This window comes from Duodenibacillus massiliensis (genome assembly GCF_900128485.1).
In the GTDB taxonomy this organism is placed as follows: domain Bacteria; phylum Pseudomonadota; class Gammaproteobacteria; order Burkholderiales; family Burkholderiaceae_F; genus Duodenibacillus; species Duodenibacillus massiliensis.
The window spans coordinates 210,624-231,810 of record NZ_LT635860.1 but is presented as its reverse complement, the minus strand read 5'-3'; the positions used below and the strand labels follow the sequence as shown (position 1 = coordinate 231,810).

General features: G+C 54.7%; 19 protein-coding genes and 2 tRNA genes. 14 read left to right on the top strand and 7 right to left on the bottom strand.

Annotated elements, in window-relative coordinates; genetic code table 11:
- Nucleotides 1-57: 57 nt before the first annotated feature.
- Complete coding sequence (locus BQ7486_RS06605; protein WP_074009423.1) at nt 58-1,971, bottom strand: SurA N-terminal domain-containing protein; 1,914 nt, start codon at nt 1,969-1,971, stop codon at nt 58-60.
- A 298-nt stretch (nt 1,972-2,269) separates the two neighbouring features.
- On the opposite strand from BQ7486_RS06605, the gene BQ7486_RS06600 reads away from it, so the two are divergent.
- From BQ7486_RS06600 to BQ7486_RS06580, 5 genes are all read left to right on the top strand, one after another.
- Nucleotides 2,270-2,346, top strand: a tRNA-Asp gene (locus BQ7486_RS06600).
- A 59-nt stretch (nt 2,347-2,405) separates the two neighbouring features.
- Nucleotides 2,406-2,482, top strand: a tRNA-Asp gene (locus BQ7486_RS06595).
- Between the two features lie 505 nt (nt 2,483-2,987).
- Complete coding sequence (hmpA, locus tag BQ7486_RS06590; protein WP_074009422.1) at nt 2,988-4,208, top strand: NO-inducible flavohemoprotein; 1,221 nt, start codon at nt 2,988-2,990, stop codon at nt 4,206-4,208.
- A gap of 111 nt (nt 4,209-4,319) precedes the next feature.
- Nucleotides 4,320-4,754: an RrF2 family transcriptional regulator gene (locus tag BQ7486_RS06585; RefSeq protein ID WP_022373519.1), complete on the top strand. Its 435-nt coding sequence runs from the start codon at nt 4,320-4,322 to the stop codon at nt 4,752-4,754.
- Between the two features lie 233 nt (nt 4,755-4,987).
- The gene (locus BQ7486_RS06580; RefSeq protein WP_074009565.1) at nt 4,988-5,962 is read left to right on the top strand and encodes a Bug family tripartite tricarboxylate transporter substrate binding protein; all 975 of its coding nucleotides are present in this window, start codon (nt 4,988-4,990) and stop codon (nt 5,960-5,962) included.
- On the opposite strand, the gene BQ7486_RS06575 is transcribed toward BQ7486_RS06580, so the two are convergent.
- Genes BQ7486_RS06575 through BQ7486_RS06565 form a run of 3 tightly spaced genes read right to left on the bottom strand, consistent with a single transcriptional unit; the run spans nt 5,963 to nt 8,315 of the window.
- Nucleotides 5,963-7,039 (bottom strand): AMP-binding protein, encoded by a 1,077-nt coding sequence (locus tag BQ7486_RS06575; RefSeq protein WP_084765749.1) that lies wholly within the window; start codon nt 7,037-7,039, stop codon nt 5,963-5,965.
- A gap of 26 nt (nt 7,040-7,065) precedes the next feature.
- Nucleotides 7,066-7,884: a 1,4-dihydroxy-2-naphthoyl-CoA synthase gene (gene menB, locus BQ7486_RS06570; protein ID WP_022373522.1), complete on the bottom strand. Its 819-nt coding sequence runs from the start codon at nt 7,882-7,884 to the stop codon at nt 7,066-7,068.
- Nucleotides 7,885-7,898: 14 nt separating this feature from the next.
- A complete protein-coding gene (locus BQ7486_RS06565) occupies nt 7,899-8,315 on the bottom strand; it encodes a PaaI family thioesterase (RefSeq protein ID WP_074009420.1) in 417 nt (138 codons plus the stop codon).
- Between the two features lie 457 nt (nt 8,316-8,772).
- Between BQ7486_RS06565 and BQ7486_RS06560 the strand changes: the two genes are divergently transcribed.
- The 5 genes from BQ7486_RS06560 to BQ7486_RS06545 all read left to right on the top strand — a co-directional run bounded on the left by BQ7486_RS06560 (nt 8,773) and on the right by BQ7486_RS06545 (nt 16,085).
- On the top strand, nt 8,773-9,366 hold the full coding sequence (locus tag BQ7486_RS06560) for a recombinase family protein (RefSeq protein WP_074009419.1): 594 nt from the start codon (nt 8,773-8,775) through the stop codon (nt 9,364-9,366).
- 37 nt (nt 9,367-9,403) lie between these two features.
- Nucleotides 9,404-10,840, top strand: coding sequence for a type I restriction-modification system subunit M (locus tag BQ7486_RS06555; protein WP_162272245.1), 1,437 nt, complete (start codon nt 9,404-9,406; stop codon nt 10,838-10,840).
- 96 nt (nt 10,841-10,936) lie between these two features.
- Nucleotides 10,937-11,470 (top strand): hypothetical protein, encoded by a 534-nt coding sequence (locus tag BQ7486_RS11455; protein WP_084765745.1) that lies wholly within the window; start codon nt 10,937-10,939, stop codon nt 11,468-11,470.
- Nucleotides 11,467-12,747 carry a restriction endonuclease subunit S gene (locus BQ7486_RS06550; protein ID WP_074009418.1) on the top strand — a complete coding sequence of 427 codons (1,281 nt, stop codon included), beginning with the start codon at nt 11,467-11,469 and terminating at the stop codon, nt 12,745-12,747. The genes BQ7486_RS11455 and BQ7486_RS06550 overlap by 4 nt, the downstream gene beginning before the upstream one ends.
- Nucleotides 12,744-16,085, top strand: a complete 3,342-nt coding sequence (locus BQ7486_RS06545) for a type I restriction endonuclease subunit R (protein ID WP_074009417.1) — start codon at nt 12,744-12,746, stop codon at nt 16,083-16,085. The genes BQ7486_RS06550 and BQ7486_RS06545 overlap by 4 nt, the downstream gene beginning before the upstream one ends.
- 535 nt (nt 16,086-16,620) lie before the next feature.
- On the opposite strand, the gene BQ7486_RS12120 is transcribed toward BQ7486_RS06545, so the two are convergent.
- Nucleotides 16,621-17,148: a hypothetical protein gene (locus BQ7486_RS12120; protein WP_204207003.1), complete on the bottom strand. Its 528-nt coding sequence runs from the start codon at nt 17,146-17,148 to the stop codon at nt 16,621-16,623.
- 150 nt (nt 17,149-17,298) lie between these two features.
- On the opposite strand from BQ7486_RS12120, the gene BQ7486_RS06530 reads away from it, so the two are divergent.
- From BQ7486_RS06530 to BQ7486_RS06515, 4 genes are all read left to right on the top strand, one after another.
- Nucleotides 17,299-17,835, top strand: a complete 537-nt coding sequence (locus BQ7486_RS06530; RefSeq protein ID WP_074009415.1) for a DDE-type integrase/transposase/recombinase — start codon at nt 17,299-17,301, stop codon at nt 17,833-17,835.
- 48 nt (nt 17,836-17,883) lie between these two features.
- Complete coding sequence (locus BQ7486_RS06525) at nt 17,884-18,135, top strand: hypothetical protein (RefSeq protein WP_074009414.1); 252 nt, start codon at nt 17,884-17,886, stop codon at nt 18,133-18,135.
- Nucleotides 18,136-18,409: 274 nt separating this feature from the next.
- The gene (locus tag BQ7486_RS12430; RefSeq protein WP_074009413.1) at nt 18,410-18,691 is read left to right on the top strand and encodes a GIY-YIG nuclease family protein; all 282 of its coding nucleotides are present in this window, start codon (nt 18,410-18,412) and stop codon (nt 18,689-18,691) included.
- A 67-nt stretch (nt 18,692-18,758) separates the two neighbouring features.
- On the top strand, nt 18,759-19,349 hold the full coding sequence (locus BQ7486_RS06515; RefSeq protein ID WP_022372322.1) for a hypothetical protein: 591 nt from the start codon (nt 18,759-18,761) through the stop codon (nt 19,347-19,349).
- A gap of 77 nt (nt 19,350-19,426) precedes the next feature.
- Here BQ7486_RS06515 and lpxD read toward each other — a convergent pair whose 3' ends face one another.
- Nucleotides 19,427-20,500 (bottom strand): UDP-3-O-(3-hydroxymyristoyl)glucosamine N-acyltransferase, encoded by a 1,074-nt coding sequence (lpxD, locus tag BQ7486_RS06510; RefSeq protein WP_022372321.1) that lies wholly within the window; start codon nt 20,498-20,500, stop codon nt 19,427-19,429.
- A gap of 90 nt (nt 20,501-20,590) precedes the next feature.
- Complete coding sequence (locus BQ7486_RS06505; protein ID WP_022372320.1) at nt 20,591-21,094, bottom strand: OmpH/Skp family outer membrane protein; 504 nt, start codon at nt 21,092-21,094, stop codon at nt 20,591-20,593.
- Nucleotides 21,095-21,187 lie beyond the last annotated feature (93 nt).

Sequence of the window (21,187 nt, the reverse complement as noted above, 5' to 3'; positions counted from 1 at the left end):
CGGAAAGCGCCAAAGAAAAACCGCCCCGAAGGGCGGTTGATACGGGCTCAGCGCAACTTACTCGGCACTGCCGGGGAGCTTATCCTCAGCGTCAGGGAGGTAATTCTTATTGAGAACCTCAGCCTTGTGCTTGGCGCGAAGCTGTCCGTAGTAGGCCGATTCATCGGCCCGCGAGAGCATCTGCTGCAGCTCGTTTCTTAAACCGGACAAAGCCGCTTCCGTCACTTCCGGCGTTTCGCTCTTTGTGATTTTCACGATCCGGTAAACGTTGCCGTCAGCCACACCCACGTAGGCGGGAAGCTTCGTGATATCGGCGCGCATCACGGCGTTCACAAGATTAATCGTGGCGTTACCCGGCGCACTGCGCGAAACAACCGTGGGGTTCGCGAACTTTGCCTGTGCCATGTCGCCCTTTTCAAAAGCGGCAATGAGTTTACCGGCGGCTTCTCCCGCCTTTTCCAGTGCCTTTTGCTGCGTGAGCATTTCAATGATGCCGGCCTTGGCTTCATCAAAAGGCTTGGTGTGGGCCGGACGGAAATTTACGACGCGCGCGGAAACAAGTTGGTTGTTGCCGACTTCAATGGCCTGTGTGTTGCGCTTTTCACGGGCCACTTCATCGCTGAAGATGCTCTCAAGCACATGGTCGTTAAAGAGTTTGGCAAGTGCGGGATCCGTCACCTTCTCAGGCGTCACGTTCTTCACCGTTTCAATCTTCATGCCGTACTTGTCAGCCACAGGCTGCAGGCTGTCGCTCTGCTCGTACACCATGTTGGTGAAGTTTTCGGCTTCCGTGCCGAACTTCTCCTGGGAGTGCTGTTCCTGATAAAGTCGGACGATCTCGTCGCGCACTTCGGCAAGAGGCCGCACGTGCTGCCCCTTGATGTCCGTGACTTCAATGATGTGGAACCCGAAGTCGGTTTCAACCGGCCCCACGATTTCACCCTTCTTCGCCTTATAAACAGCTTCTTCAAAGGCCGGAACCATCACACCCTTACCGAACCAGTTGAGGTCACCGCCGTCTTTGGCGCTGCCCGTGTCAGCCGAGTATTTCTTCGCAAGTTCCGCAAACTTCTTGGGATCGGCCTTGACTTCCTTCAGAATCTCTTCGGCCTTTTTCTTTGCGGCGTCCTTACCGTCCTTCAGATCAATGAGGATGTGCGAGGCACGGCGCTCTTCAGGGGCGTTAAAGCGGTTGCGGTTCTGAGCGTAGAACGTTTCAATGTCTTCCTTGGTGGGTTCTACATTCTTAAAGAGTTCCGGAGAGAACACAACGTACTCAACGTCGGCTTCATCGGGCATTGCAAACGCCTTCGGGTTCTTTGTCCAGTAGTCCTTGGCTTGGGCTTGCGTGACCGTCACGCCCTTTTTGTAGTCGTCGGCGTTAAAGGCCATCACTTCCATCGTGCGCTTTTCGGTAAGAAGCTTGTTGACTTCCTTCACGACGCTTTCAGGGGCACCCGCGGTACGCGTGAAGGCCGCGGTGAGCAGCTGACGGGAGACGTCCTGGCGGACGCGCTCGACAAAATACTGATCGGAATAGCCGGTGGACGCGAGGTAATTCTGATAGAGCTCAGCGGAAAATTTGCCGTTTTCCTGGAAAGCCGGATAGGTCTTGATGACTTCAATCGCGGTTTCTTCGGGAACCGACACAAATTCCTTGGCAACCTCACCCATCAGAGACCGCTCATTCATGATGCTCTGCAGCACCGCCCAGCGGCCTTCGGCCGTATCAAGAAGGTTACTCTTAAAGTTTTCACCGAGTCTCTGGCGCAGATTGTCAAGCTGCTGGCGCTTGACTTCGTCATACTGCTGCGGCGTGATGGAGACGTCATCGACTTTGGCAATGGCGCCGTCGTCACTCATCATACGGTTGTAGGAATAAATACCCGTGACTACAAAGCTCGGAATCACAAGGATCATGGCGATAAACATCAGCCAGCGCTTGTGGTTGCGGAAAAGCTCAAGAAGCATTGTGTGCCCTTTAACGCGGTGAAAATTACAAACGTGTGAGTTTATCGCGTTTTGCCGCTCTTTTGCCTATGCCGCAAGGCTTTGCGCCGCGTAAACAATCGTCAGAAAATGATTCTTGTTGCTCCGTGCCGTATTACGGGCCGGTGCCTCAAGAGGAAAGACATCTGTTTTTCCGCAAAAACAGATGTCTGCGCCTGCGACCACTCGTTTTTGTGTCAGCAGCGGTTGCAAAACACACGCCCTTCTGTATAATTCGGCGCTTCCCGCAGAGGGAACCGTAAGCGGATGCACGCACGACGGAGTGGTAGTTCAGTTGGTTAGAATATCGGCCTGTCACGTCGAGGGTCGCGGGTTCGAGTCCCGTCCACTCCGCCACACCTCTCCTTACTGAGAGGTATCCTGTCAGTTCATTCGCGGTTCACTCAAACGGAAACGGAGTGGTAGTTCAGTTGGTTAGAATATCGGCCTGTCACGTCGAGGGTCGCGGGTTCGAGTCCCGTCCACTCCGCCAAAATTCAATCCCGTTGATCGTTCGGTCAGCGGGATTTTCTTTTTCCGCCGGATCTGCCGGGCCGTTGCGCCTTTCGACTTCCGGTCGTGACGTCATTATCCCCCTGCCCGCCGCTGTCCTTCTCAATCTCTTTTCGCTTTGAAACCGCGCTTTTTAAGGCCACAAAAGAGCACTGTTTTCTCGGGACTATTTCTTTTCGTGCATATTTTTATTGGCTTTTCGGGGCTTCTCATGCATATTTTTATGCGCTTTTTTCGGTGCTGCATGGATTTTTTTATAAAACGCGGTCTCATCTGACGCATTTGATCTGCCCTTCTCCGTAATTTGGGCCGGCATCGGCCTTTTCCCTCAAAACAGAACGACGCAAAATCAATGTGTTAAGCGGCGTTTTCAGAATTTTTATGCAATTCTTGTATTTTTAATATATGATTACGCCACTTCGTCAAGGCACTGATGCACTCACCCGGTGCCCCACTGCTAAATTTACCTATCAGGAGATACATCCATGCTGACCGCTCGTCAGATTGAACTCGTCAAGGCTACCGTTCCGGTTCTTCGTGAACACGGTGTTGCGCTCACGTCGCACTTTTATAAGCGCATGCTGACCGGCAACCCCGAACTGAAGAACCTCTTTAACCAGGTGCATCAGGCCCGCGGTCATCAGCAGAAGGCTCTCGCAGGTGCCGTTCTTGCCTACGCCGAACACATCGAAAACCCGGCCGTTCTTCTTCCCGCGGTTAAACACATTGCCACCAAGCACTGCACGATCGGCATCCGTGCCGAGCACTACCCGATCGTCGGCAAGCACCTCCTGGCTTCCATCAAGGAAGTGCTCGGTGACGCCGCCAGCGATGAACTCATCGAAGCCTGGGGCGCTGCCTACGGTCAGCTTGCCGACCTGCTGATCGGCGTTGAAGGCGGCATCTACAAGGAACAGGCCAACGAAGAAGGCGGCTGGTCCGGCTGGCGTCCCTTCGTCGTCACCAAGCGCGTTGAAGAAACGCCGAACGTGGTGAGCTTTACGCTCACGCCCGCTGACGGCGGCAAGGTTCCCGCTTACAAGCCCGGTCAGTTCGTGTCCGTGCGTGCGTACCTGCCGGACGTGAAGTTCGTGCAGCCGCGCCAGTACTCGCTCTCTCGTGCGCCGCTTAACAACAATGAACTCCGGATTTCCGTGAAGCGCGCTGATGCCCACGGCGACATCCCCGCCGGTCTCATGAGCAACCACCTGCACGCCAACCTCAAAGTGGGCAGCACGATCGACGTCTCCGCTCCCACGGGTGAATTCTTCCTTGCCGAAGGCACCAACCCGGTCGTCCTTGTTGCGGGCGGCATCGGCATTACGCCCTTGTTTGCCATGCTTGAAACGATTGCTGAAAAGACGCCTCAGCGTCCCGTCACGATGGTTCAGGTTGCGCACGACAACGCAGACCTGCCGCTTGCTGCTGAAGTGCGCGCTGAGTGCGGTAAGCTCGCCAATCTGAAGGCTGCGGTCTATCTCACCCGCGCCCAGGCCTGCGACAAGACCTGCGGCTGCCCCTTCGTGAACTACGGCAAGCGCCCGAGTGCTGCTGACATCAAGTCTCTCGCCCCGACGGCTGACTCCGACGTCTACATCTGCGGCCCGATGAAGTTCATGGACGACATGCGCACCGCGTTTGTGGAAGCCGGCGTGCCTGCCGAAAAGATCCACACCGAAGCCTTCGGCACGGGTAACCAGAGCTAAGGCGGGCAAAAGCCGGACAGGGTAAACTCTGTCCCGACACAGTCCTTCGGGAGTCTTTCTCACGGCGGGAAAGACTCCCGAAATGTCTTAATCACCGACAATTTTCATTCCATGCAGCTTAAGCGCTTTACCGACCTCTCCTTGAGAATGCTCATGCATCTCGCGCACACCGCCAAACCGGGTGAACCCGTGCCCGTGCCTGTGCTGGCTGAAACCCTGCAGTGGAATCCCAACCTTGTCATTAAGGCCGCTCACTTTATGGTGAAAAGCGGGTGGCTTACGGCAATACGCGGCAGAAACGGCGGACTAATCCTTGCCCGTGCTGCCGACACCTACCCGATCGGCGACGTTGTAAGGATCCTCGAAGGCGCAGAAGACGTCATTGACTGCAGCAAGCCCGCCTGCCCCTTTCTCGGAAACTGCGCCCTGGCGCCGGCCCTGAGGCTCGCACAAACCGCCTTTTACGAGAAACTCAACGAATTTACCCTCAAAGACCTCGTCGTCCGTAAAGAAGGCGTCATTCCCGTTTTCCAGGTTGCGGCGTAAAGACGAGGTTCTGCTGCAGGCATTCCCCCGGCCCGAGCCGGTGAATTGTCAGAATTTGCATACGGACTGAACGCTCACCGGGGCCGGCGGGCGTGTTGTTCTCTGATCTGACGCAAAAAAAAAGCCTTTCTCCTTCCATCGGATGATCCCTCATCTTTCGGATCTGACCGGCCTTCACACGGCCGCACCGCCGATATACTCAGCGAGATTTTTGATTAAAGAGGATGCCGGCGATGGACCGACGCTCACTTCTCACCTTTGCGGCAGCACTTACGCTGCCCTTTGTTTCCCCCTTTTCAAGCGCAAAAGACGCCGTGCGTCTGGTTGTCCCCTTCCCCGCCGGGGGCGGCGGCGACACGCTCGCGCGCTCGGTGACGACGGCCCTGGCAGCTGCCCTTAAAACCTCACTTTGGGTTGACAACCGGCCCGGGGCCGGCGGCACGGTGGGTACGCGCCACGTCGCGCAGGACAAAAAAGACGGCAGCGTCGTGGGTTACGTCACAAACGGCATCCTCTGCGCGAATTCCCTTCTGTACCCGAACCTCAAGTTTGATCCTGCAAAGGAACTTATCCCCGTCGGACGCATCTCTGAAATCGGGATGGTGGCGGTCCTTAACCCCCGGGCAATTGCCGGCGTCACTGACCTTAAGAGCCTTCTTGCCTACGCCAAAGCCCATCCCGGCACGGTGAACTTTGCTTCTTCCGGCGTCGGAACCTCAAGTCACCTTGCGGGACTTCTTTTTGCCGAAAAAGCCGGCATCCGGCTCACCCACATCCCCTACCGCGGGGGTGCTGCCGCCGTGACGGACGTTTTATCCGGCCGCATACCGCTCATGATTGACGTGGCCCCGAACGTACTCGGGCACGTGCGCGCAGGGACCCTAAAGGCCTTGGGTGCCTCTACGAAGGCGCGCCTTGCGGCTGCGCCCGAGATTCCGACATTGATCGAAGAAGGGCTTGCGTGCTTTGAAATTTCAGCCTGGGACGGACTCGTGCTTCCGGCCGGCACCCCGTGGTCTGTTGTGGAGCGCGTCTCAAAAGCGCTTCAGTCGGCATTGGCTGATCCCGCCGTGCAGCAGTCGCTTGCGAAAAAAGGCGCTGAAGTGCGCCCGGGGACGCCCCAGGACTTCTTTAACTTCATTGAAAGCGAAAGCCCCAAGTGGGCGGCGCTCGTGAAAGCCGTGAAGGCCGAAGAAAGCCAGAAATAGTCAGGCAAGAAGCCTTGCGGCCAAAGCCCGGATCGCGCGGCGGTCGGGCTTACCCGACCCCGTTTCCGGAATTTCATCGACCCTCACAATCACCTTCGGGTTCCAGTAACGGGGTAGCTTTGCCTTCGCGGCTTCCATGAGACCCTTCTCATCAAAGCTGCCGGCCACCAGAAGCACCACCTTCTCCGCGGTCTTTTCGTCCGGCACCGAAGTGACGGCAATCGGCGCATTGATGATGTCCCTTAAAAGCGTCTCCGCCGTTTCAATCTGCACCTTGATGCCGCCCGTGTTGATGACGTTGTCGAGCCGCCCCAAAATCCGGAAGGAACCGTCAGCCAGGATTTCCGCAAGATCGTTTGTCACAAGGCGCCCGGCGGCAATCCCGGGCGCATCAATCGTCAGTGCCCCGTTTTCAGCCAAAGAGACCGTGACGCCGGGAAGCGGCATGTAGCTCTCGGCAGCCTTTTCACCCGAAAGGCGCCTCAAGGCAATATGCGAAACCGTTTCCGTCATCCCGTAGGTTGACCACACGGCGTTGGGAAAGTCCGCTACCGCTGCGGCAAGCGTGGGGCTTACGGCGCTCCCGCCTAAAAGGATATGCTGGGTGCCTTTAAGGAGCTCCCGCTCGTCGGGATCAGCCAGGGCTGCCGTTGCCTGCATGGGGGTCATGGCGGTAGAGACCGGAGGTTCTCTGAGGCCCTTCATGGGAGTAAGCGACGGCGTGTTCCAGATGAGGTCGAGCCCCTGCGTCATCGCCCGCACAACCATCATCTTGCCGCCCACGTATTTCACCGGCATACAGAGATAGGCCGTATCCCCCTCATTCAGCCCCAGAAAGGCGCAGGTGCGCGCGGCGCTCTCCGCCATCGCTTTCTTACTCAGTTTTAACTGCTTCGGAGTCCCCGTTGAGCCCGAAGTCTGCCCGTGCACCCAGTCCTTGGCGTCAAGCCACTCGCGCATAAAGTCCGCGAGATCAGCGCTAAAGCCGCCTTCGTCCCGCATTGCTTCAATACGAGAAGGCAATTCGGAACGCGTTACGGCTTTACCCCTTAACCGAAAGGCAGGATGAACGGGCATCACAACGGAATTCCTCTGAGGCTTAATTACGGGATCTTCGGATACTGCTTGAAGTTAGGCGGCCGCTTTTCTAGGAACGCCTTGCCGCCTTCCTGAGCTTCGTCGGTCATGTAGTAAAGCATCGTCGCGTCGCCCGCCAATTCCTGAATACCGGCCTGACCGTCAAGTTCCGCATTAAGCCCCGCCTTAATAAGGCGCAGCGCAATGGGACTCAGTTTTTGCATCTCTTGTGCCCAGGCAACCGTTTCGTCTTCAAGCTGCTCCAGGGGCACGACCTTATTGACAAGCCCCATTTCGAGGGCTTCTTTGGCCGAATACTGCCGGCACAGGAACCAGATTTCGCGGGCCTTCTTCTGCCCCACGACGCGCGCGAGGTAGGAGGACCCGAAGCCCGCGTCAAAGCTTCCCACGCGCGGCCCGGTCTGCCCGAAACGGGCATTTTCCGAAGCAATCGTGAGGTCGCAGACGACGTGCAGCACGTGGCCGCCGCCGATGGCGTAGCCGTTAACCATGGCAATCACGGGCTTCGGAAGGCTTCGGATCTGCTTTTGAACGTCAAGCACCGAAAGGCGCGGCACGCCCTTCTCGTCGATATAGCCGCCGCGGCCCTTGACATGCATGTCGCCGCCGGCACAAAAAGCAATGTCGCCCGCGCCCGTGAGAACCACGACATTGATGTCCGGGCACTCACGGCAGTAGTAAAGCGCGTCGCTCATCTCCGCCGTTGTCGTGGGCGTAAAGGCGTTGCGGTAGCGCTCACGGTTAATCGTGATGCGGGCAATGCCCTCATAAAAGTCAAAGAGGATTTCCTTGTAATCCTTGATTTTCTTCCATTCGCGTTTCACGGGTCTTCCCCTCTTTAAGAGCGCTTTTTAACAATCTGGTTCACAACGCGGGCCGTTGAAATAAGTCGCCCGCGCGTATCGGTAATGTCCACGTTCCAGAGATGAGTCACCCGACCTTTCTGCAGCAGTGTGGCGACCGCGCGCACAGCGCCCCCTTCAGGGACCGAGGCAATGTGGTGGGCATCAACTTCAATACCGAGCGGTATTTCGTCGGGCGCTAGCAACCCCATTGAGCCGTAACCTGCGAGCGTTTCCGCAAGCGCCAAAGACGCCCCGCCGTTAAGTACGCCGAAGGGCTGGCAGACCTTACTGGTGACCGCAAGGCTTGCGGCAACCGTGGTTTCCCCGGCTTTGCGGGGCTCAAAGGCAATGCCGAGAAGCTCACTCATAAAGAGCTTTTTTTCGGGCTCAGTGTCTGTGGAATGTGTCATGACGGATTCCCTGTCGGTTACCGAAAACGGTACCGTTTTTGTGGCGCAGAGATTTTAGCGGGAAGCGCAGGACCGGCAGAAAAAATTGCGTTACTCGAAGCAACAAATTCCGGGCAAAGAAAAACCCCGACCATCCAAAGATGAGCCGAGGTATATTTAATTTTTTGCCGCTTTCACTGTTTCTGTATCGGTATCAGCTACCCACATCAGAAACTTTTCACGATCCAAAATACCCCATTCCGCTACTTCGTAGCCATACCCGGGAGGATGTAATGTTTTTTGTGTCCAGGCGACAATAGCCCTCCCGTAGGGCGCGAAAAGAACCACCGTGGCACACCGTATAGGCTAAACGCACCATTCAGCCCGTTAAAAATCGTTTTGTTGAAGTTCTAACACTCATTTCTGAACATCAGTACAATGATTTTTATGAACTCAACAGAACAGGACGGAGGGCCAAATGGGGTCATCTGCCAAAATCGGTTACGTGCGCGTCAGCACTGTGGAGCAAAACACGGCCCGGCAACTTGTCGGCATCACCTTGGATCGGGTATTTGAGGAAAAGGTATCAGCAAAGAACATCGGCAACCGACCGGTGCTCACGGAGATGCTGGGCTTCATCCGCGACGGGGACGATCTGTATGTCCACAGCATGGCCCGCCTCGCCCGAAACCTCAAAGACCTTCACACTCTCGTGACGACCATCACCGACAAGGGCGTGACGCTGCACTTCGTTAAAGAGAACCTTACATTTGAAGCCAAAGCAAAGGCGACGCCCTTCAACAAACTCCTTCTTGGTTTGTTGGGGTCAGTGGCTGAGTTCGAACGCGAACTGATCTTGGAGCGACAGCGCGAAGGCATCGCACAAGCCAAGGCAAGAGGGGCTTACAAGGGGCGCAAGCCGATTGCGCCGGAGAAAATCGAAAAGGCCAAAGAGCTGCTTGCCCAAGGCATGACGAGAACGGAAGCGGCTAAGACCGTTGGGATGGGGCGAACGACGCTCTTTCTCTACTTAAAGAACAATGGCCAAGCTCAGGCCAATCATTCTATTTGAAATTTCAAAACACCAGTTGCCGAATTTAGGAACACAAATGTCTGACGTGACCGAACAAAAAGCCCTAACCGAAAACTATGCCAACGCTATTTGGGCAGTCGCAGACCTTCTGCACGGGCCTTTCAACGACGATGAGTACGGCGAGGTGATTCTGCCGTTCGTGCTGCTTCGCCGTTTCGAGTGTGTTTTGCAGCCCACTCGGAAGGCGGTTTTGGAAAGGAGTGCCCAACTCACGGCTCTCAAGATTTTCAACGAGATGCAGACAACGGCTCTGTGTTCCATCACAGGTGTGCCCTTCTACAACACTTCCAAATTTTCTCTGGCAACCCTGGGGCAAGATCATGTCCGCGACAACTTGATCGCCTACAAGGACGGGTTCTCCAAGAATGTGCGAGACATCCTCGATCACTTCGAGTTCACTCGCATCTGCGCTCGTTTGGAAAAGGCCGATAAGCTGTTTCCGGTCGTGGACTTCTTCCAGGCCCTTGACATGAACGTGCATCCGCGTGTGATGAGCAATCTTTACGAAGAGCTGATCTGGCGATTTGCCGATACCAAGCATAAAGCGAGCAAGGAATATCTGACTCCGCGTGACATTGTTCATCTTGCAACCACGCTGGTGCTTGATTCGGACAACACGATTCTGACTGCGACTTCCGGCCTGATTCGCACTTGCTACGACCCGACGTGCGGCACCTGCGGCTTCATCACGGATGCCATGGAGTTCATCCGAGAAGCAACCCACGAAAATAAACTGCGCACGGAACTTCAGCCCTACGGTCAGGAAATTAACGACGTTGCCTGGGCCATGGGCAAAGCAATGATGCTTTTAACGGGATGCAATGCAGACAGTACTGGCTCTGCATCCCGCGACCTGTCGACTCACATTCTGCAAGGCGACACGCTCAAGACCGACTGTCATCTCGGCAAGAAGTTCGACTTTGTGTTTTCCAATCCTCCCTTTGGCATGGATTGGAAGGACGCTTATGACACCGTAAAAAACGATCCTCGATTTGCCGTGGGCCTGCCGCCTAAATCGGACGGCTCGATGCTCTTTCTGACGCACGTTGCCCGCAAGATGGCTCCTGCCGTCTATGACGCACAGGGCGAACTTGAACGCTGCGGGCACGGGGCTATCGTGCTTTCAGGCTCGCCCCTTTTCACGGGCGGCGCAGGGTCAGGTTCCAGCGAAATCCGTCGTTGGCTTCTTGAAGAAGACCTTGTGGAGGCCATTGTTCAGATGCCGGGAGAACTTTTCTACAACACGTCGATTGTCTCCTACCTGTGGATTCTTGCTTCGGGCAAACCCAAGAATCGGCGGGGCAAGGTGTTGTTGATCGACGCAACCAGCTTTAAGACTCCGATCCGCAACATCGGCAACAAGCGCTACCAGATTTCTCCTGAGCAAATCACCAAGATCGCAGAGGTCTTCCGCGACTACAAGGACGGTGATTTTTCCAAGGTGCTTGACTAACAGGAACTCGGCTATCGCGCCGTCACGATTCAATGCCCGCTGAAGGCAAGGCTTAATCTCACGACGGACACCATCAACGCCGCTCTGGATCAGCCGATGGTCAAGGGCAAGCTCTCGGATGAAGACCTTGAGACGCTTCGCACGATCCTCAACGAGCATCCGAAAGAGACAAGTGTTCATTGGATCGACACTTTTGGGCAGATTGCGAAGGGTAAGGGTGTCAAACTCACGAAGGCTTTCCTGAAAACCCTGTTTGCCTCGCTTACTGTCAAGGATTCTGAAGGCGAAATCGTCAAGGACAACAAGGGCAACGTCGTCTATGACCCCGATCTCAAGCAGGTTGAGAACATTCCGCTCGTTGAAAGTGTGGACGCGTACTTTGAGCGGGAGGTGAAGCCCTTCTTACCTGACGCTGTGATAGACCGTACTGTCACCGATCCAAAGGAATCGTTCCCGACGGATGACGACGGCAAGGCGCATCCGAAGACCCCCGGCATTGTGGGTTACGAGATCAATTTCAACAAATACTTCTACAAGTATGTCCCTCCCCGCAATCCTGAAGAGATTGCTGAAGAGATCAAGACTCTTGAAGCTGAGACGGCAAAGCTGATGAAGGAGTTGTTTGAATGAAGGTCATAAGACTTAAACATCTTTTAAAAGGTAACTTCGGTGGTGTATGGGGTGATGACTTAGATTGCAATGAAAATAGTTATACCTACATCCTTCGGTCGACAGAACAAAATGAGAATGGAAATTGGGTGATTAATTGGGAAAGTGTCGCCCGTCGCAATTTGCTCAGAGTAACAAATTTTCATACTCTAAAGAAAAATGACATAGTTATTACAAAATCTAGTGGAAGCGCCGGGCATATAGGAAAGGCCACTCTCGTAGATGAAAATATTGAAAAATTACACTGCTCTTTTTCAAATTTTATGCAGTGTTTGCAGTTGGATGCTGGCAAATGTAATCCTCGGTTTTATTGGTATTATCTCAATTCAAGGCACTGCAAAGAACAGTATAAAATTAGTTGCACAACGTCGACCGGTTTGCTGAACTTAAATTCAGATACTTTTAATAATCTTAACGTTCCATTCTTTAGCGTTGAATATCAAAATCAGTGCGTTGCTTTTCTCGATAAAACTATTTCCAAAATTGAAGATGCTATTGAGAAACACAAAATTCAATTGGATTTTCTTTCTTCCTACCGCCAATCCCTCATCACCCGCGCCGTGACGAAGGGGCTTGATCATAATGTGGAGATGAAGGCATCTGGTGTGCAGTGGATCGGGAATATGCCCAGCCACTGGAGAATTTGTCGTGTAAAAAACCTGTTTTCTGTTGTTTGTGGAGCAACACCTTCGCCAAATCCGCAATATTGGAATGGGAATATTAATTGGATTGGTCCCTCTGATATGGATGAAATCGGAGATGTTTCTAGTGGAAAACGGTCTATTACGCGGGAAGGATATGAGTCTTGCGGAACTACTCTTGTGCCGCAGGGAAGTTTAGTTCTATCCACGCGTGCGCCTGTTGGGAAAGTAAATATTGCAAAAGGTGAACTATGCACAAATCAAGGTTGCAAGTCATTAGTTCCTCTTGGCTCTAAAAATTACACAAAATATTATTACTTTGTTCTTCAGGCTGCGAAAGATCAACTAATCCAGGATAGCTCTGGAACTACATTTTTAGAGTTGTCTACATCGGCATTATCTGATGAACTTTTACCTTTACCTTCGCTTGACGAACAGAAAAGAATCGTTTCTTTCTTGGAAAAGATCGACGAAATGGTTCTTGAGTTAAAAGTGAAGTTGTCAGATTCTATTAGATTGCTGAATGAGTACCGCTCTAGCCTGATCTCCGCCGCAGTCACGGGACAACTTGCCATTGATGAAGAGGCATCCGCATGAGTCTAGATTCCGCACACAAGGAAAAAGCCTTTGAGAACGACATCGTTCAGGGCTTTGTTGACCAGAAGTGGCTTTCCTCGCCCAACGACAAGGGATATGACCCCTACAAGGCCCTCTACGTTCCTGACGTACTCGCATGGCTTAAGTCGGCTTATGCCGAGCAGTACGCCAAGTTTTCCAAGCGAAGTGACGCGGACGAGTTTCTTCTGAACGTCATCGAAGAAGCCCTCAAGGAGAAGGGAACGCTTTACGTTCTTCGTAATTCCTTGACAGCGATTGGGTTCGGCATGTTCCGCATGAGCGAAATCAAGCCCGAAGACAATCGCAACCCGATTGTTGCCAAGCGCTACAAGGCAAACATCCTTCGCGTCGTGCAACAGGTGCATTTTCGGACGGACTCCAAGGAATCCATTGACCTCGTGTTTTTCGTGAACGGCATTCCCGTAGCGACTGCGGAAGTCAAGACCAACTTCACGCAGGACGTGAATGAGGCCGTGATCGAGTACAAGAAGAACCGCAAGCCCAAGCCCACCAAGACGAGTGCCGAATGCCCGTTGCTCAAGCCCGAGCGCGGTGCCGTTGTCCACTTTGCCATCAGCGAAACCGACATCCAAATGACGACCAAGCTCGATGGTGAAGGGACGCGCTTTCTGCCCTTTAACAAGGGTAACAACGGTCACGCAGGGAATCCGGAGGCGACCAAGACAAATCCCTATTCCGTCTCCTACTTCTGGAAGGAAATCGGCAAGAAGGACGCTTGGCTGGGGCTCTTTCACAACTTCGCCTATGTCGAACGCACGGTCGTCACGAATGCGAAGGGTTACAGCGTTGAGAAAAGCACGCTGATCTTCCCGCGCTACCACCAATGGCGTGCTGTGACGAAGGTCATCGCCGATGCCAAAAAGCGCGGCGTGGGACAGAAATACCTCATCGAGCATTCTGCCGGTTCGGGCAAAACCAAGACCATCACTTGGACGGCCTCGCAACTATCTAAGCTTCGCGACGAAAACGGCAACGCCTATTTCGACACGATCCTCATCATGTCCGACCGCAAGGTGCTTGACTCGCAGCTCTCCAAGGCCGTGTTGCAGTTCAACACCAAGGAAGGGCTCGTGAAGTCCATTACCGCCAAGGACGGTTCCAAGACGGAATCCCTTGTCAAGGCTCTGGTCGATGGCAAGCGCATCGTCATCGTGACGATCCAGACCTTCCCCTTTGCCATGGAAGAAATCATCCTGAATGAAAAACTTCAGGGCAAGCGCTTTGCCGTCATCTTTGACGAAGCCCATAACTCGCAGACGGGCAGAAGTTCGGCGCGTCTTAATACAGCGCTCGGCAATGTCGGCACAGGCTCGCAGGAAGCCCAGACGGTCGATGACCTTCTTGAAGCATGGCAGAAGTCGCGCTTGCGCCCGGCGAATGTTTCGTTCCTCGGATTTACCGCCACGCCCAAGCACCAGACGATGATGCTCTTTGGTCGCCTCAAGAACGGTGATGCTTACGACATTGCCAAGGCTGATTCCAATAAGGAACTGCCTGTGAGTTTTGACAAGTACCCCATGCGTCAGGCTATCGAAGAAGGCTTCATCCTCGACGTGTTGCAGGGCTTTACCCCCTACTCAACCGCTTGGAAGCTCTCCCAAAAGAATGAGACCGACAAAGACTCGGAGTCCCGAGTTGATGTCAAGGCAGCCATGAGCGGACTTGCCAAGTGGAAGGCCCTTCATCCCACGAACGTCACGCAAAAAACAGAGTTCATCATCGAACACTTCAAGCGCAATGTCGCAAGCCTTCTGAACGGACTGGCCAAGGCAATGATTGTCACCTCGTCACGGGCATCCGTTGTTCGCTACAAAAAGGCTTTTGAGCAGTACATCGCCAATCATAAGGACGAGGACAACATTCCCATTCTCCGATTGGGCATCCCTCTGGCGGCTTTTTCCGGGGAAGTTGTTGGGAAAGATGCCAAGCATCCTGCAGATGTGGTGCAGGACGATTCCACCGCGTGGGTCAATCTCATTAAGGCTGATGAGAAATACACCGAACAGTCGCTCAATCCCTCCGTCAGCTTTGGGCAGGACGGAGCGTTGGAAAAAGCCTTTGACGGTGACAACTATCGCCTCATGATTGTTGCCAACAAGTTCCAGACGGGCTTTGACCAGCCCAAACTCTGCGCGATGTACGTGGATAAGGTTATCGGCAACCCTGTTGAGATTGTCCAGACCTACTCGCGCCTCAATCGTATCTACCCAGGAAAGGACAGAACCTTCATTGTCGACTTTGTAAACGACAAGGATTCTGTCATTAACGCGTTCAAGCTCTACGACAGCGGTGCCTCGATCAACGAGGCGCAGGACGTTCAGGTACTCGACAAAATCCGTCGCGCCATTCTTGATGTGGGCATCTTCTCGGAAGAAGACGTGCAGACCTTCACAGAGGATTACTTCACGCCCATGTTGCACCGCTTTGCGCAAGGGGCCAAGGATGATCCGACTGCGCATCAACAGCTCAACGTCTTTTTCTCCGAGCCAGCAAAGATCTATGAAGATCGCCTGCACTCGGCTTACGACTTGTGCAAGCAGTACGAAGAAGAGCACCGCAACGCGGTTCTGTGCAAGGACGAAGATCGGGCAGCGCAAGCCGACAATAATCTCAAGGAAGCCAGCAAAGCCTACGAAAGCGTGAAGCGCTTCAAGTCCAACCTGTCGAGGTTCGGAAGCGCCTACAACTACATTGCGCAGATCACCGACATTAACTCCGGTGAACTCGAAGGCTTCGCGCACTACTGTGCCTTCCTTGTGAAGCTCCTCTCGGGCATCAAACCTGAAGATATCGACTTGTCATCGGTCATCCTGACACACTACGAACTCAAGGCTGATCCAACTTCTCCTCCGGGGGGCGGTGACAAGAATCCCGAGGACGAGGAAGATGTCACGCTCAAGCCCATCACTGGGGGTGGAAGCAATGAGGCCAAGGGGAAGCTCCCCGAGTATCTTGCGGACATTTTGGATGCCATCAGCAATTTTGCGGGTGATCTGGCAAGCACTCAGGATGCCCTTAACTACTGCACGTCGGTTGCCGACAAGGTTGGTGCCAACGACATTGTGCGCGAGCAAGCTCGCAACAATTCCCGAGATGTTGCCAAGAGCGGAGCGATGAACGAGGCTGTCATGAACGCCGTGTTTGAGCTGCTGGAACAGAACCAAAAGCTCACGACGATGGTTGCTAGCGACGCGGCGAAGAAAGATGAACTGATGAACATCGTTTACGCGATGCTCAAAACAGAACACCGCATCCAGCCCATGGAGATCGAACTTTACGACCATCGATTGAATTGATTCGTAGCAAAGAGATTGGCAAATGACCAACAAAGGCTTCATCTACATTCTGACAAATCCGTCCTTTCCGGACTATGTCAAGATCGGGTACGCGACGACGGGGTGTGTGTATATTTTTGTGTCTAGCGCGGGTTTACGGTTGAGCTTGTCGGCTTGTGTCGCTTGACGGTGGGGCGAACTCCATCGCGGCGCGTATTGGCTTTATGTTGACGCAAGACACGATACACCGTTGCCTCAGAGGCCAGGTACTCACCTTTGTCCAATAGGGCGTGAAAGGCCTGTCGGACACTCAGGTCGCAAACATCGGGCTGGCAGTAGCGCTCGTACACAGCCTGCCGCTCTTTTTCCGAAAGGGCCCGCGGATTTGGGCCGAATTCACGTTTCGGACGCTGATCCTCGCTCTGAGGGTTCCGACGCCATTTGAGATAACTGCTGAAGGCTATCCCCAAGCATTTACAGGCCTCGACCGCGCGAGCCCCTGCCTGTACGGACTCAGTGATCAGCTCGACTGCTTTTTGGCGATCCCGGGTGCTGATCATTTTTCCTTGTCCCCCCAGATCGCCTGCGCTTTTTTTGTCAATACCAACAAAGCCGCGGCTTCCGCCAGGGCCTTTTCCTTGCGTTGCAACTCGCGGTTCTGCTGCTTTTGTTCTTCGCTTAGCGCCGTTACCTTGTTGATGAGTTCTTGCTCGCGAGCACGCGCACTGGTCCAGAGTACAGCATCATTGTCATGCTGTGCAAGCCAGGTGCTGAAGCGCTTGATTTCGTCCAGGGTGACGCCTTTGGTGCGGCAGAACTTGCCGGCCGCCGGGGACTCAAAGCCGACTTCTTGGCAATACCCTTCGGCGACAAGCGCGACACGAAAGTTCATGCCTTGAGGTAAGGGGATGGCCTGAGTGCCTTGCCCGCCAGACCGACAATCAGCTTTCAGTTGCCGCAACCAACGATACACGCAGCTTGTCGCGATACTATATTCGCGGTGTGCCTGTTCAACCGTAATCTCCTTGGAAAGGATTCTCCCGAGGATTTGATTTTTCTTTTCGAGCGGGTATGGGGTGCCCATTTATCTTCTCCGTGCCCTCCTGATTAGCGATTAGGAAGTATTTTGACAGAGAGGGGTGATGGCCGGCTAGACCGTAGCAATTTTACGAGCCCGCGGCAAATCCCTGAGGACCTGCGTGAGTAGATCGTAGATCGCTTCTGCAAAGCCGATGTGCGGGATCTTAGTCTGACGCAGGTCTTCTACAAGCTGCTCGATGAAAACAAAGAGTACTGGTGCTCTCTCTCAACGCTATACCGTCTCTTCAGGGCACGGGGATTGAACGCACGCCGTGCGCCTATCCGGGAAGCCCGCCGGCGCAGCAAGCCGACTGCCTACAGCGCAGAGAAGCCAAACGAGGTGTGGACCTGGGACATCACCTATCTGCGCTCGAGCAAGTACACGGGCAGGTTCTACTACGCGTATGTCATTGTCGACGTCTTCAGCCGCATGGTTGTGAGCGCCAGGGTATTCGTGGCTGATAATGCCGACTTCGCCATGCGCTTTCTCGGGGATGCCTTCAGGCGATACGGAATCAAGCCCGGACAGCTTGTCATGCACTCAGACAATGGTGCGAGCATGAAGGCCGCTCCCACTTTGGCTTTGCTTGAGAAAAACGGAATTACCTTCTCGCACAGTCGTCCGCGAGTCAGCAACGACAATCCGTATTCGGAGTCCTTCTTCCGTACGCTCAAGTACAGCGGCGATTAGCTGTACCCCCGTAACGGCTTCGACAATGCTGAGGAAGCTGAGCAATGGGTGCAGGGCTTTGTAGACCACTACAACGAGCACCACAGACACCGCGGCATCCGCATGGTAACGCCAGGGCAGCGCTATCGCGGCGAGGACGCGGAGGTGCTGCGCCGACGCAGGGAGACGATGCTGGAGGCTCGCAGACGCCATCCGGAGCGCTGGATCACCGGGAGAGTGCTGAACTGTACGCCGATCAAAGAGGTGTGGCTTAACCCCGAAAATGGGCAGTTGGAGGAAAAGCATGCCAAGGCAGCTTGAACAAACGCCCCGCTGTTGCTGCGACAGCGCGTTCGGCGGTTTTCCGCGGGCCTCAGGCTCGGCCTCCTCCTGCCTGAGGAGGCTCATTCTACCGGCCTGCCGACCTCTCGCGCGAACGGTGCAACACAGCTGCATCAAAGGTTTTTCTACGGGCCAAAAAACTCTGGGTGAATCCGCCGAAGGCAGAGAGGGCCAAGCCCTCACTGAGCTCAGACAACAACCTACTTTTTAAGAACAAAATCGGCGAAAGCTCACTTGACATTCACCGGTTGAGTTGCTGGTCAAGAGACGTGCGGTTGGCAACCGTTTCGCTCATCACGAAGTCGGCACGGCGAGCCATGGACTGGATACCCGTGGAGGCAATGGCCTCAAGACCGGATTCGAGATTTACGCCACGATTAAGACGACCAAGTACGCCTTGGTCGAGCGGATATTACATAAGACGATTGACCGCCTCAGTGATCTGCGCGTTCGGCAAACCAGAGAGTTTTTCAATATCGAACCAGCCGTAGCTCTCGACATCATTTGTGACATTACCTGTGCCACTCACGGCTAATCCTGCTATTGTGATCCGCGTGGTTGGTTCGACACAATGAAAACAAACATGTGAGGAGATTGCAATCATGGCTGAGATTTCACGAAGAACGCTTGCCCTCGGGACAGCTGCAGCCGCCGCGGCCGCGGTTTTCCCCGGCGCTGTCGCCGCAAAACCCGCCAATGTCCCGGTGATCTGGGACGGCAAAAAGATGTGGGAGACCTTTGAAAAAGACGGCACGGGCTTTTCTTTCCCGCATAAACCGGGCAGCCCCAAGGCCTATGTAACCTTTGACACGCAGTGCCCGGACTGCATCCGCTTTTATGACAACATCGCGCCGCTTCTTGACAACATCAACCTCGTCTGGTGCCCGATTGCGTTTTTAAACATCCATTCGGACCCCCAGGGCGCAGCGATTCTGATTGCGAAGACCCCGGCTGAAAAGTTCATGGAGCAGCACCTGCACTTCCGGGACGCCGGTTTCCGTGGTTTCCGCTATGACCTCGCCAAGATCCCCGAGGACGTGAGAAACAAGGTGTGGACGAACACGAAGCTTGCCCGCCGCTCCGGGTGCCGCGCGGTGCCCTTCGGGGTTTATAAAAACTCCGAGGGTGAGTACATTGCGCTTGATGAAAACCTCAAGACCGAGGAACTCAAGGCGATCTTCGGACTGAAGTAACACTTTTGCCCGAAATGCGAAGCCCCGGATTTCGCGGTCCGGGGCTTTTTGTTGCGCGTTGCTGCGCGTTCTTTACATCACTTTGAAAGCTTTTCGACTTCCGCTTCCAGTGTCTGAATGCGTTTACGCATGTCCCCGAGACGCATCATGAGAACGGCCGTACGCTCAAAGGCGCGACGCTCCTGCGCGGGGAAAATGCCGATCAACTGCTTTGCGCCTTCCTGCCAGTGCATGATGGAGGTGGCAGGACCCACTTCGCTGCCGTCAGGGATGGCGATGTGGCCGTTGATGTTGGCGGCGCCCCCGATCATGCAGTGGCTACCGATTGTGGTGGAACCGGCAACACCCGTGCAGGCCGCCATCACGGTGTATTCTCCCACGCGCCCGTTGTGGCCGATCTGAATCTGATTGTCAAGCTTACTGCCCCTGGCAATCACCGTATTTTCAAGGGCCCCGCGGTCAACCGTGGTATTGGCGCCGATTTCGACGTCGTCTTCAATCGTTACGCCCCCGATCTGCGGGATTTTGACCCATTCGCCCGCAAACGGCGCAAACCCGAAGCCGTCGGCACCGATCACGCTGCCTGAATGCAAAATCACGCGGTTACCGATTTTGCAGCCGTGGTAAACAACGGCGTTGGGGTACAGGATGGCGTCCTCACCCACCGTGGTGCCGGCGCCCACGTAACTCCCGGGAAAAAGCCGCGTGCGCGCGCCGATCACGGCGCCCGCACCCACGTAGGCGCCCGCTTCGATGACAGCCTCGGGAGAGACCATTGCGCCTTCTTCCACCACGGCCTTCGGGTGAATAAAGCCTGTGGGGCGCTTGGGCTCTGTCATCACCTGCAGAGCCCAGGCAAACCAGGCGTAGGGGTTTGTGCAGACAATAAGCGGCCGGTCGGCGGGCGCCCCTTCGGGCCACATGGCCTTGACATCGGCTTCCGTTAAAACAATGACGCCGGCATGACTTGCCTTCGCAGCTTCCCTCAGACGCGACTGCGCAAGAAACGCGACGTGCTCGGGACCCGCGTGATCCAGGGGGGCAAGACGCTCAACGCACACTTTTTCGGCGCCGCCCAAAAAACGGCAGCCGAGACGGTTGGCGGAGCGCTTTTCAATTTCAGCCGTCAGTGCGGCAACGGGAAACGACATATGTACTCCCTTTTCGGGCAGATAAAAACAAACCGCGGCGCGTTCAGAGGATCTCCCCTGAAACTCACCGCGGGAACAAACGCTCGAGAATTACTTTGCCGGTTTGTTGAGGCGCTTGATGACTTCGTCGGTGAGGTCAACCTTGGGGCTCGCCCAGACAGCTTCCTGAACAATCAGGTCGTACTTCTGGCTCTTGGCGAGATCCTGAATGATGCGGTTGGCGCGCGAGAGAATAATCTGGCTTTCTTCCTGAGCGCGCTGGTTGCGCTCTTCAAGAAGCGCGCGCTGCATGCGGGTGATTTCGCGTTCTTCTTCGGCGAGGTCACGGCGCTTGCTTAAGCGTTCGCTCTCAGTCATCACGGCGCTGTCTTTTTCATACTTGCCCGCCTTATCCTTAAAGGCGCGCACGCGGCGGTTTAATTCGTCTTCGCGGCTCTTGAAGTAGCTCTTGAGCTTATTCTGCGCGGCAACGGCGGGCGCCGATTCCGCAAGGATCTTTCCGGGATTCACCACCCCCACCTTGAAGTCAGCGGCCATGGCGCCGGTTGCGAGAAACGCGGCGGCTGCCGCTGCGATCAAACCCTTTTTAAACATGAGTCAAACCTGTGTAATGCGTGTCAGAAAACTGATAGGCCGGATTGTAACCCGTCTGAGACTGGCTCAAACCAGGCCGGTTGTTTAAGAACT